This is a genomic window from Pantoea vagans, from assembly GCF_004792415.1.
GTDB lineage: Bacteria > Pseudomonadota > Gammaproteobacteria > Enterobacterales > Enterobacteriaceae > Pantoea > Pantoea vagans.
Genome location: NZ_CP038853.1, coordinates 927,535 through 940,221 on the forward strand (window position 1 = coordinate 927,535; position 12,687 = coordinate 940,221).

Genomic DNA, 12,687 nt, shown 5'->3' on the forward strand with positions numbered 1-12,687 from the left:
GGCTGAAATGGCTTGAAGCGAAACGATTAACACGGCATGCTTGATGAGTTAGCTCGCTGGCATCAGATCCACTTCTGACTGTTCTTTGAGCAAAAAAAGCAGCCATCGCAGGCTGCTTTTTTTATGGCTGAAAAACTATCGGGCTATCAGCTGTTGTTCGCTGCGATGATTTTGGCCACTTTGTCTGCTTCAGCGTTCAGCTGCAGATTACGGTAAGCATTTTCCATCAGCGGCAGCGCATCGTGTGTTGCCTGAGTATCCGGATAATCGCGCATCATACCTTCGACACGGTTAACAACCGCGACATACGCCTCACGCTTAGTATAGAATTGCGCCACTGATAGCTCATATTTCGCCAGGCGGTCTTTCAGATAAACCAGGCGTTTCTGAGCATCAGCCGCATACTGGCTGTTCGGGTAACTGCGCAGCAGCTGGGAGAAGTCGCGGAAGGCATCACGAGCGTGCGTCGGATCGCGGTCAGAACGATCGATACCAAAGAAGCCCTGCAGTGCTGAGTCATCCAGCGCCATGTCCGTCAGACCTTTCATATAGATGACATAGTCAATGTTCGGATGTGTGGGGTTAAGACGCATAAAGCGGGCAATGGCAGCCTGTGCCAGGGGCAGATCGGCATTTTTATAGTACGCGTAGATTAAATCCAGCTGCACCTGCTGCGAATAAGGACCGAACGGATAACGATTATCCAGCGCTTCCAGTTGCTTAATCGCGGCTTTAAAGTTACCGTCCTGCAGCTTTTGCTGCGCTGTAGCATAGATTTCAGAAGGCGGGCTGTCCGGTACCGCGTCATTTGAGCCGGAACAACCAACAAGTGCCAGGCTCAGTGTGGCAGCAGCCACCAGATGTTTCATACGCGTCATGACGAAGTGATTATCCTCAAATGTTATGGCGGAAGCTGTCCGTATAGCTCCCGGTAATGACCAGGTACGATAGCACATTATATTAAACGGCATCGCCGTGAAAACCCAACGTTAACGAAGAAGCTGTATATGGCACAACAAGTTCAACTCACCGCAACGGTATCCGAATCACAACTCGGACAACGCTTAGATCAGACTTTGGCGGAATTGTTCCCTGATTATTCACGTTCCCGCATAAAAGAGTGGATCCTCGACCGTCGCGTAACAGTAAACGGCGTCATGGTCGATACACCTAAAGAAAAAGTGCTGGGCGGCGAGCTGGTCGCGATTGACGCTGAGATCGAAGAGGCACAGCGCTGGGAACCGCAAAATCTGCCACTCGACATCGTTTATGAAGATGAAGACATCATCGTCATCAACAAACCACGTGACTTTGTGGTTCACCCTGGCGCCGGTAACCCGGATGGCACGGTACTCAACGCCTTACTTCATCACTATCCGGCGATTATGGATGTCCCACGCGCGGGCATCGTACACCGCCTGGATAAAGACACCACCGGTTTAATGGTGGTGGCGAAAACTGTACCGGCTCAGACGCATCTGGTGGACTCGCTGCAACGTCGCGAAATCACCCGTGAATATGAAGCGGTCGCGATTGGTAATATGACGGCGGGCGGCACGGTTGAGCAGCCTATCAGCCGTCACTCAACCAAACGCACCCACATGGCGGTTCACCCGATGGGTAAGCCGGCGGTGACGCATTACCGCATCATGGAGCACTTCCGCGCGCATACCCGTCTGCGTCTGCGCCTGGAAACGGGTCGTACTCACCAGATCCGTGTGCATATGTCTCACATCAGCCATCCGCTGGTGGGCGATCCGCTTTATGGTGGCCGTCCGCGTCCGCCAAAAGGCGCATCAGAGGCATTTATCACTACGCTGCGCGGTTTCGATCGTCAGGCTCTGCACGCCACCATGCTGCGTCTTTATCACCCTATCAGTGGGATTGAAATGGAATTCCATGCGGCGCTTCCGCAGGACATGGTTGATCTGATCGCGGCGTTAAAAGCAGACACCGAAGAATTTAAAGACCAGATGAACTGGTGATGAATCTGATTACGCCTCAATGGCCCGCTCCGTCACGCGTTCGGGCCTGCTCGACGCAGCGACAGGGTGGCATCAGCACATCGCCCTGGGATGCACTGAATCTCGGCGGGCATGTGGGGGATAATCCGGATACGGTAACGCGTAACCGGCAGTTGCTGGTGGAAGAGGCGGGCTTGCCTGCGATGCCGCAGTGGCTGGATCAGGTTCATGGCACGGAGGTTGTGCGTCTGGCTGCAGGAGGAGGTACGCCATTACGTGCTGATGCCTGTATTACCGATCAGCCCGGCGTCGTCTGCGCCATTATGACCGCTGACTGTCTGCCGGTTCTGTTCTGTTCGCAGGATGGGAGGGAAGTGGCGGCGGCACATGCAGGCTGGCGCGGACTGTGTGCGGGTGTACTGGAAAATACCCTGGCGCAGTTTCGTTACCCGCCGGACCAGATCCATGCCTGGCTGGGTCCGGCAATCGGGCCGGATGCATTTGAGGTCGGTGCAGAAGTACGTGAGGCCTTTATGGCTCAGGATCCTCGCGCCATGCAGGCTTTCCGCCCATCAGGCGACCGTTTTTACGCGGATATCTGGCTGCTGGCGCGAAAGCGACTCCAGGCCGCGGGCGTGAAATCAATCAGTGCCGACAGCCGTTGTACCTTTACGCAGCGCGACGATTTCTTCTCCTTCCGCCGCGATGGGATCACCGGGCGTATGGCAACTTTGATCTGGCTGTTATAACCTTACGCCATAAGACGGTCCAGTTAGCGTATTTTTTACTCAAATCTCAGGTCATTAACCTTGAAATTTTGAGGGATGACCTCATTTAATCTCCAGTAGCATTTTGACCTGTAATGGGAGGAATTATGCGTCTGGATCGTCTTACTAACAAATTTCAGCTGGCTCTCGCCGACGCGCAGTCCCTGGCTCTGGGACACGACAACCAATTTATTGAACCTCTGCACCTGATGAGCGCGTTGCTCAAACAGGAAGGCGGATCGGTTTCACCTTTACTGACTTCTGCGGGTGTCAACGTTACCCCCTTACGCGCTCAGGTTGAGCAGGCCATCGATCGCCTGCCACAAGTTGAAGGCAGCGAAGGGGATGTACAACCCTCATCTGACCTCGTGCGGGTATTAAACCTGTGCGACAAGCTGGCGCAGAAGCGCAACGATAACTTCATTTCATCCGAATTATTTGTTCTGGCCGCCCTTGAATCACGTGGTTCACTGGCTGATCTGCTTAAAGCAGCGGGCGCAACGCGCGAAAAAATCACCAGTGCGATTGAACAGATGCGGGGAGGAGACAACGTGAACGATCAGGGGGCTGAAGATCAGCGCCAGGCATTAAAGAAATACACTATTGATCTGACCGAGCGTGCCGAGAAGGGCAAACTCGATCCGGTCATCGGCCGCGACGAAGAGATTCGCCGCACCATTCAGGTTCTGCAGCGCCGTACCAAAAATAACCCGGTGCTGATTGGTGAGCCTGGCGTGGGTAAAACCGCGATTGTCGAAGGGCTGGCGCAGCGCATCATTAACGGTGAAGTCCCTGAAGGTCTGAAAGGCCGCAGGGTACTGGCGCTGGATATGGGTGCGCTTGTGGCCGGGGCGAAATATCGCGGTGAATTCGAAGAGCGTCTGAAAGGCGTGCTGAGTGACCTGTCGAAGCAGGAAGGCAACGTCATTCTGTTTATTGACGAACTGCACACTATGGTAGGCGCCGGTAAAGCGGACGGTGCAATGGACGCCGGTAACATGCTTAAGCCTGCGCTGGCCCGTGGTGAACTGCACTGTGTGGGCGCCACTACGCTGGATGAGTACCGTCAGTACATTGAAAAAGATGCTGCGCTGGAGCGTCGTTTCCAGAAAGTCTTTGTGGCTGAGCCGAGTGTGGAAGACACCATCGCTATTCTGCGTGGCCTGAAAGAGCGTTACGAACTGCATCACCATGTGCAGATTACTGACCCGGCGATTGTCGCAGCGGCGACTCTGTCTCATCGTTACATTGCTGATCGCCAGTTGCCGGATAAAGCGATTGACCTGATTGATGAGGCGGCATCCAGCATTCGTATGCAGATGGACTCGAAGCCGGAGTCACTGGATCGTCTTGAGCGCCGCATCATCCAGCTGAAGCTGGAGCAGCAGGCGCTGAAGAAAGAGGCGGATGATGCCAGTATCAAACGTCTGGAGATGCTGGAAACTGAGCTGAACCAGAAAGAGCGCGAATATGCCGAGCTGGAAGATGAGTGGAAGACTGAAAAAGCTTCGCTGTCGGGCACGCAGAATATTAAAGCTGAACTTGAGCAGGCGCGACTGAACTTAGAGCAGGCTCGTCGTCAGGGCGATCTCGCTCAGATGTCAGAACTGCAGTACGGTAAAATTCCGGAGCTGGAAAAACAGCTAGCCGCAGCGACTCAGGCGGAAGGCAAAACCATGAAGTTACTGCGCAACCGCGTAACGGATGTGGAGATTGCCGATGTGCTGGCGCGCTGGACCGGTATCCCGGTAGCACGAATGATGGAAGGTGAGCGCGATAAGTTACTGCGCATGGAACAGGATCTGCATGGCCGGGTCATCGGACAGGATGAAGCGGTTGAAGCGGTATCCAATGCGATTCGCCGTAGTCGTGCTGGCCTGTCAGATCCTAACCGGCCTATTGGTTCCTTCCTGTTCCTGGGACCTACCGGGGTAGGTAAGACCGAACTGTGTAAGTCGCTGGCTAACTTCCTGTTCGACAGTGACGATGCGATGGTGCGTATCGACATGTCCGAATTTATGGAAAAACATTCAGTGTCACGGCTGGTGGGTGCACCTCCCGGCTATGTCGGCTACGAAGAGGGCGGTTATCTGACCGAAGCGGTACGTCGTCGTCCTTATTCGGTCATTCTGCTGGATGAAGTCGAGAAGGCGCATCCTGATGTCTTCAACATTCTGCTGCAGGTGCTGGATGATGGGCGTCTGACGGATGGGCAGGGTCGTACGGTCGATTTCCGTAACAGCGTGGTCATCATGACCTCTAACCTGGGATCGGATTTAATCCAGGAACGGTTTGGCAACCTGAGCTACCCGGAAATGAAAGATATTGTGATGGGTGTTGTCGGACAGCACTTCCGTCCGGAATTCGTCAACCGTATTGATGAAGTGGTCGTCTTCCATCCGCTGGCTGAAAAACACATCGCGTCGATTGCGCAGATTCAGCTGCAGCGGTTGTACAAACGTCTGGATGAACGTGGCTATCAGCTGCACATCTCAGATGATGCGATCAAACTGCTTGCCGAGAACGGATATGATCCGGTCTATGGTGCACGGCCTCTCAAACGTGCGATACAGCAGCAGATTGAGAACCCGCTGGCTCAGCAGATCCTTGCCGGTTCGCTGGTGCCAGGCAAAACCATCGAAATGGATGTGGAAAACGACGTCATTACTGCACATCAGTAATGATGTGAATCGAAAAACGGGCCGCTGGCCCGTTTTTTTTGCCCTTTTGCGGGGTTTTTGCTTATTTAGCATACCTTTTGAGTGCAAATTGAACGGTCAGTGAAAAAGTTATCATTTGCACTTGCGCTATCTGAGCCGTTCCCTATAATGCGCCTCCATCGACACGGAACACCGGCAACGGGAAACAGGTTGAGAGGCACAGGAGACTGCGCCGCCGGAGAAAAACTTCTGAAATAGAGGTTGACTCTGCAGGAGGAAAGCGTAATATACGCCACCTCGCGACAGGACGCTAACGCACTGTTCGCACTGCTCTTTAACAATTTATCAGACAATCTGTGTGGGCACTCGCAGGATTGATATCAGCGTCTCAGGACGCAACAAAAATATCAAAGCCTCACGAGTGAACACATAATGAAATTCATTATGACGTTTTACAGATGAGCACCGCTTAACTTGTTTAAGCAAATCAAACTTAAATTGAAGAGTTTGATCATGGCTCAGATTGAACGCTGGCGGCAGGCCTAACACATGCAAGTCGGACGGTAGCACAGAGGAGCTTGCTCCTTGGGTGACGAGTGGCGGACGGGTGAGTAATGTCTGGGGATCTGCCCGATAGAGGGGGATAACCACTGGAAACGGTGGCTAATACCGCATAACGTCGCAAGACCAAAGAGGGGGACCTTCGGGCCTCTCACTATCGGATGAACCCAGATGGGATTAGCTAGTAGGCGGGGTAATGGCCCACCTAGGCGACGATCCCTAGCTGGTCTGAGAGGATGACCAGCCACACTGGAACTGAGACACGGTCCAGACTCCTACGGGAGGCAGCAGTGGGGAATATTGCACAATGGGCGCAAGCCTGATGCAGCCATGCCGCGTGTATGAAGAAGGCCTTCGGGTTGTAAAGTACTTTCAGCGGGGAGGAAGGCGATGCGGTTAATAACCGCATCGATTGACGTTACCCGCAGAAGAAGCACCGGCTAACTCCGTGCCAGCAGCCGCGGTAATACGGAGGGTGCAAGCGTTAATCGGAATTACTGGGCGTAAAGCGCACGCAGGCGGTCTGTTAAGTCAGATGTGAAATCCCCGGGCTTAACCTGGGAACTGCATTTGAAACTGGCAGGCTTGAGTCTTGTAGAGGGGGGTAGAATTCCAGGTGTAGCGGTGAAATGCGTAGAGATCTGGAGGAATACCGGTGGCGAAGGCGGCCCCCTGGACAAAGACTGACGCTCAGGTGCGAAAGCGTGGGGAGCAAACAGGATTAGATACCCTGGTAGTCCACGCCGTAAACGATGTCGACTTGGAGGTTGTTCCCCTGAGGAGTGGCTTCCGGAGCTAACGCGTTAAGTCGACCGCCTGGGGAGTACGGCCGCAAGGTTAAAACTCAAATGAATTGACGGGGGCCCGCACAAGCGGTGGAGCATGTGGTTTAATTCGATGCAACGCGAAGAACCTTACCTACTCTTGACATCCACGGAATTTGGCAGAGATGCCTTAGTGCCTTCGGGAACCGTGAGACAGGTGCTGCATGGCTGTCGTCAGCTCGTGTTGTGAAATGTTGGGTTAAGTCCCGCAACGAGCGCAACCCTTATCCTTTGTTGCCAGCGATTCGGTCGGGAACTCAAAGGAGACTGCCGGTGATAAACCGGAGGAAGGTGGGGATGACGTCAAGTCATCATGGCCCTTACGAGTAGGGCTACACACGTGCTACAATGGCGCATACAAAGAGAAGCGACCTCGCGAGAGCAAGCGGACCTCACAAAGTGCGTCGTAGTCCGGATCGGAGTCTGCAACTCGACTCCGTGAAGTCGGAATCGCTAGTAATCGTGGATCAGAATGCCACGGTGAATACGTTCCCGGGCCTTGTACACACCGCCCGTCACACCATGGGAGTGGGTTGCAAAAGAAGTAGGTAGCTTAACCTTCGGGAGGGCGCTTACCACTTTGTGATTCATGACTGGGGTGAAGTCGTAACAAGGTAACCGTAGGGGAACCTGCGGTTGGATCACCTCCTTACCTGAAGATACCTTCCCGCGCAGTGTCCACACAGATTGTCTGATAAAAAGTAACGAGCAGAAAAAACCTCTACAGGCTTGTAGCTCAGGTGGTTAGAGCGCACCCCTGATAAGGGTGAGGTCGGTGGTTCAAGTCCACTCAGGCCTACCAAATTCGCACTCACGCTGCGTTATGTCTCCGGCTCGCATAGTTCACTATGCTTCGCGAAGACATGCCTTGCCTGAGCACGAATTGCATTTCTCACGAAGTGTACTCGGTTGAGTGGTAGTAGTGGTCTCTGCAGTAACTGTATGGGGCTATAGCTCAGCTGGGAGAGCGCCTGCCTTGCACGCAGGAGGTCAGCGGTTCGATCCCGCTTAGCTCCACCATACCGTTTTAACTGTTTTTTCTGAATACTTCAGAGCGTACCGGCAACGGTGTGCTGCGAAGTATTATGCTCTTTAACAATCCGGAACAAGCTGAAAATTGAAACGACGTGTCGTTTTCATTCTCCGTAATAAGAATGAAAAACGCGACATGTTCGAGTCTCTCAAATGCTTGCAGCTCGCAGCGTTGAAAAACGCCTGTGGGTTGTGAGGTTAAGCGACTAAGCGTACACGGTGGATGCCCAGGCAGTCAGAGGCGATGAAGGACGTGCTAATCTGCGTAAAGCGACGGTAAGGTGATATGAACCGCTACAGCCGTCGATGTCCGAATGGGGAAACCCGGTGCACTCTGTGCATCATTGCAGCATGAATACATAGTGCTGCAAGGCGAACCGGGGGAACTGAAACATCTAAGTACCCCGAGGAAAAGAAATCAACCGAGATTCCCCCAGTAGCGGCGAGCGAACGGGGAGCAGCCCAGAGCCTGAATCAGCATGTGTGTTAGTGGAAGCGTCTGGAAAGTCGCAGGGTACAGGGTGATACTCCCGTACACAAAAGCGCATGTGCTGTGAGCTCGATGAGTAAGGCGGGACACGTGGTATCCTGTCTGAATATGGGGGGACCATCCTCCAAGGCTAAATACTCCTGACTGACCGATAGTGAACCAGTACCGTGAGGGAAAGGCGAAAAGAACCCCGGCGAGGGGAGTGAAACAGAACCTGAAACCGTGTACGTACAAGCAGTGGGAGCCTTCTTTATGGGGGTGACTGCGTACCTTTTGTATAATGGGTCAGCGACTTATATTCTGTAGCAAGGTTAACCGTATAGGGGAGCCGCAGGGAAACCGAGTCTTAACTGGGCGTTAAGTTGCAGGGTATAGACCCGAAACCCGGTGATCTAGCCATGGGCAGGTTGAAGGTTGGGTAACACTAACTGGAGGACCGAACCGACTAATGTTGAAAAATTAGCGGATGACCTGTGGCTGGGGGTGAAAGGCCAATCAAACCGGGAGATAGCTGGTTCTCCCCGAAAGCTATTTAGGTAGCGCCTCGTGAACTCATCCTCGGGGGTAGAGCACTGTTTCGGCTAGGGGGCCATCCCGGCTTACCAACCCGATGCAAACTGCGAATACCGAGGAATGTTATCACGGGAGACACACGGCGGGTGCTAACGTCCGTCGTGAAGAGGGAAACAACCCAGACCGCCAGCTAAGGTCCCAAAGTCATGGTTAAGTGGGAAACGATGTGGGAAGGCACAGACAGCCAGGATGTTGGCTTAGAAGCAGCCATCATTTAAAGAAAGCGTAATAGCTCACTGGTCGAGTCGGCCTGCGCGGAAGATGTAACGGGGCTAAACCATGCACCGAAGCTGCGGCAGCGACACTATGTGTTGTTGGGTAGGGGAGCGTTCTGTAAGCCGTCGAAGGTGTGCTGTGAGGCATGCTGGAGGTATCAGAAGTGCGAATGCTGACATAAGTAACGATAAAGCGGGTGAAAAGCCCGCTCGCCGGAAGACCAAGGGTTCCTGTTCAACGTTAATCGGAGCAGGGTGAGTCGACCCCTAAGGCGAGGCCGAAAGGCGTAGTCGATGGGAAACAGGTTAATATTCCTGTACTCGGTGTTACTGCGAAGGGGGGACGGAGAAGGCTATATCAGCCGGGCGACGGTTGTCCCGGTTTAAGCGTGTAGGCGGAGGGTCCGTAAATCCGGTCCCTTATCAACGCTGAGGCGTGACGACGAGGCACTACGGTGCTGAAGTGATAAATGCCCAGCTTCGGGGAAAAGCCTCTAAGCATCAGGTAACACAGAATCGTACCCCAAACCGACACAGGTGGTCAGGTAGAGAATACCAAGGCGCTTGAGAGAACTCGGGTGAAGGAACTAGGCAAAATGGTGCCGTAACTTCGGGAGAAGGCACGCTGGCGCGTAGGTGGAGGGACTTGCTCCCCGAGCCGAAGCCAGTCGAAGATACCAGCTGGCTGCAACTGTTTATTAAAAACACAGCACTGTGCAAACACGAAAGTGGACGTATACGGTGTGACGCCTGCCCGGTGCCGGAAGGTTAATTGATGGGGTTATCCGCAAGGAGAAGCTCTTGATCGAAGCCCCGGTAAACGGCGGCCGTAACTATAACGGTCCTAAGGTAGCGAAATTCCTTGTCGGGTAAGTTCCGACCTGCACGAATGGCGTAATGATGGCGAGGCTGTCTCCACCCGAGACTCAGTGAAATTGAACTCGCTGTGAAGATGCAGTGTACCCGCGGCAAGACGGAAAGACCCCGTGAACCTTTACTACAGCTTGACACTGAACATTGAGCCTTGATGTGTAGGATAGGTGGGAGGCTTTGAAGCGCGGACGCCAGTCTGCGTGGAGCCAACCTTGAAATACCACCCTTTAATGTTTGATGTTCTAACGTAGGCCCGTAATCCGGGCTGCGGACAGTGTCTGGTGGGTAGTTTGACTGGGGCGGTCTCCTCCTAAAGAGTAACGGAGGAGCACGAAGGTCAGCTAATCACGGTCGGACATCGTGAGGTTAGTGCAATGGCATAAGCTGGCTTGACTGCGAGAGTGACGGCTCGAGCAGGTGCGAAAGCAGGTCATAGTGATCCGGTGGTTCTGAATGGAAGGGCCATCGCTCAACGGATAAAAGGTACTCCGGGGATAACAGGCTGATACCGCCCAAGAGTTCATATCGACGGCGGTGTTTGGCACCTCGATGTCGGCTCATCACATCACGGGGCTGAAGTAGGTCCCAAGGGTACGGCTGTTCGCCGTTTAAAGTGGTACGCGAGCTGGGTTTAGAACGTCGTGAGACAGTTCGGTCCCTATCTGCCGTGGGCGCTGGAGAATTGAGGGGGGTTGCTCCTAGTACGAGAGGACCGGAGTGAACGCACCACTGGTGTTCGGGTTGTCATGCCAATGGCATTGCCCGGTAGCTAAGTGCGGAAAAGATAAGTGCTGAAAGCATCTAAGCACGAAACTTGCCCCGAGATGAGTTCTCCCTGACCCCTTGAGGGTCCTGAAGGGACGTTGAAGACTACGACGTTGATAGGCCGGGTGTGTAAGCGCAGCGATGCGTTGAGCTAACCGGTACTAATGACCCGTGAGGCTTAACCTTACAACGCCAGAGGCGTTTTTGAGAGACACGATTTTCAGCCTTGTACCGGATATTCTGCGCGGCCATCATTGGCGGCGCGGAGACAGAATTTGCCTGGCGGCTGTAGCGCGGTGGTCCCACCTGACCCCATGCCGAACTCAGAAGTGAAACGCCGTAGCGCCGATGGTAGTGTGGGGTCTCCCCATGCGAGAGTAGGCAACTGCCAGGCATCAAATAAGTGAAGAAGCCCCGCACGAAAGTGCGGGGCTTTTTTACGTCCAGATTCTGCGACATTAAGTAGAAATAGTGACCGCAATTCCACTTCCAGCAACCCTCACAACCCCATGCTTCTCTCAGGAATCGCCAGCAACTCGCTGATTTTTCGCTAATTGGCGATAAGGCTCACAATATTAATCTCAGATTACCCCGCCTTTACCTTCAGTAGACTTAAATGCTTTACTCAATCCTTTAAACGCTGTTGATCAGCAAGGAACAGAGGTAAGGCATGACAACAACAAATAATAAAATTCAGCCGGATGATACAAGGAAACGCATCTGGGCTATCGTCGGCGCGTCATCGGGCAACCTGGTTGAATGGTTCGACTTCTATGTCTATTCATTCTTCTCGCTCTACTTTGCGCACATCTTCTTCCCGCAGGGTGATACCACCACGCAGTTGTTACAGACGGCGGGCGTTTTTGCGGCAGGATTTCTGATGCGTCCGATTGGTGGCTGGCTGTTCGGCTATATCGGCGACAAACATGGCCGAAAAAATTCGATGCTGGTTTCAGTCTGCATGATGTGTTTCGGGTCGCTGGTCATTGCCTGCCTGCCGGGTTACGAGACGATCGGCGTAGCGGCTCCCGTCATTCTGCTGCTGGCGCGTATGTTTCAGGGATTATCGGTGGGTGGGGAATATGGGACCAGCGCAACCTACATGAGCGAAGTAGCCCTGGAAGGGCGCAAAGGATTCTACGCCTCATTTCAGTATGTCACGTTGATCGGTGGCCAGTTAGCGGCGGTACTGACCGTGGTGGTGCTGCAATTTCTGCTCACTGACGCGGAGCTACGCAGCTGGGGCTGGCGAATCCCCTTCTTCCTCGGCGCACTGCTCGCGGTTGTCGCATTATGGTTACGGCGCTCTCTGGAAGAAACGTCAGACAAGACCAGCCGCGAACATCGCGATGCGGGAAGCGTAATTGGATTGTTGCGCAACCATACCCGTCCTTTCCTGATGGTGCTGGGTTTCACCGCAGGCGGTTCCCTGAGTTTTTATACCTTCACCACTTACATGCAGAAGTATCTGGTTAACACGTCGGGTATGGATCCTAAAACGGCCAGCGGGCTGATGACCGGTGCGCTGCTGGTCTTTATGCTGATTCAGCCCATTATCGGTGCGCTGTCAGATAAAATCGGTCGTCGCACCTCGATGATGATCTTTGGTGCGGGCGCGGCTATCTGTACCGTGCCAGTTCTGACGCTGCTGCAAAATGTGCAGAGTCCCGGCGTGGCTTTCCTGTTAATTATGCTGGCATTGCTGATCACCAGCTTCTACACGGCTATCAGCGGCATCCTTAAAGCCGAAATGTTTCCGCCGCAGGTGCGCGCGCTGGGTGTCGGGCTCTCCTACGCCGTCGCGAATGCGATCTTCGGTGGTTCGGCAGAGTATGTCGCGTTGCTGATGAAGAAGCAGGGGATTGAGACCACCTTTTTCTGGTATGTCTCTGCGATGGGCGCGGTGGCGTTTCTGGTGTCGCTGTTGCTGCACAAGCGTGGTAAGGGGATTAAGCTTTAAAAC

General features: G+C 53.7%; 5 protein-coding genes, 2 tRNA genes and 3 rRNA genes. 9 read left to right on the forward strand and 1 reads right to left on the reverse strand.

What is annotated here, in order from left to right:
* Positions 1-146: 146 nt before the first annotated feature.
* Positions 147-878 carry an outer membrane protein assembly factor BamD gene (gene bamD / locus EGO56_RS04500; protein WP_009086788.1) on the reverse strand — a complete coding sequence of 244 codons (732 nt, stop codon included), beginning with the start codon at positions 876-878 and terminating at the stop codon, positions 147-149.
* Positions 879-1,007: 129 nt separating this feature from the next.
* Here bamD and rluD point away from each other — a divergent pair, with 129 nt between their 5' ends.
* From rluD to EGO56_RS04545, 9 genes are all read left to right on the forward strand, one after another.
* Positions 1,008-1,985 (forward strand): 23S rRNA pseudouridine(1911/1915/1917) synthase RluD, encoded by a 978-nt coding sequence (gene rluD / locus EGO56_RS04505; protein ID WP_013358810.1) that lies wholly within the window; start codon positions 1,008-1,010, stop codon positions 1,983-1,985.
* Positions 1,985-2,713: a purine nucleoside phosphorylase YfiH gene (gene yfiH, locus EGO56_RS04510; RefSeq protein WP_135907805.1), complete on the forward strand. Its 729-nt coding sequence runs from the start codon at positions 1,985-1,987 to the stop codon at positions 2,711-2,713. Before rluD ends, yfiH begins: the two co-directional genes overlap by 1 nt.
* A gap of 113 nt (positions 2,714-2,826) precedes the next feature.
* On the forward strand, positions 2,827-5,412 hold the full coding sequence (clpB, locus tag EGO56_RS04515; RefSeq protein ID WP_185948869.1) for an ATP-dependent chaperone ClpB: 2,586 nt from the start codon (positions 2,827-2,829) through the stop codon (positions 5,410-5,412).
* A gap of 474 nt (positions 5,413-5,886) precedes the next feature.
* Positions 5,887-7,428: ribosomal RNA gene (locus EGO56_RS04520) — 16S ribosomal RNA — on the forward strand.
* Positions 7,429-7,501: 73 nt separating this feature from the next.
* A tRNA-Ile gene (locus EGO56_RS04525) sits at positions 7,502-7,578 on the forward strand.
* 142 nt (positions 7,579-7,720) lie between these two features.
* Positions 7,721-7,796 (forward strand) — tRNA-Ala (locus tag EGO56_RS04530).
* A gap of 208 nt (positions 7,797-8,004) precedes the next feature.
* Positions 8,005-10,910: ribosomal RNA gene (locus EGO56_RS04535) — 23S ribosomal RNA — on the forward strand.
* 92 nt (positions 10,911-11,002) lie between these two features.
* Positions 11,003-11,118: ribosomal RNA gene (gene rrf / locus EGO56_RS04540) — 5S ribosomal RNA — on the forward strand.
* Together the 16S, 23S and 5S rRNA genes with 2 tRNA genes alongside form the textbook arrangement of a ribosomal RNA operon.
* A 276-nt stretch (positions 11,119-11,394) precedes the next feature.
* Positions 11,395-12,684 (forward strand): MFS family transporter, encoded by a 1,290-nt coding sequence (locus EGO56_RS04545; RefSeq protein WP_135907806.1) that lies wholly within the window; start codon positions 11,395-11,397, stop codon positions 12,682-12,684.
* Positions 12,685-12,687: the final 3 nt, after the last annotated feature.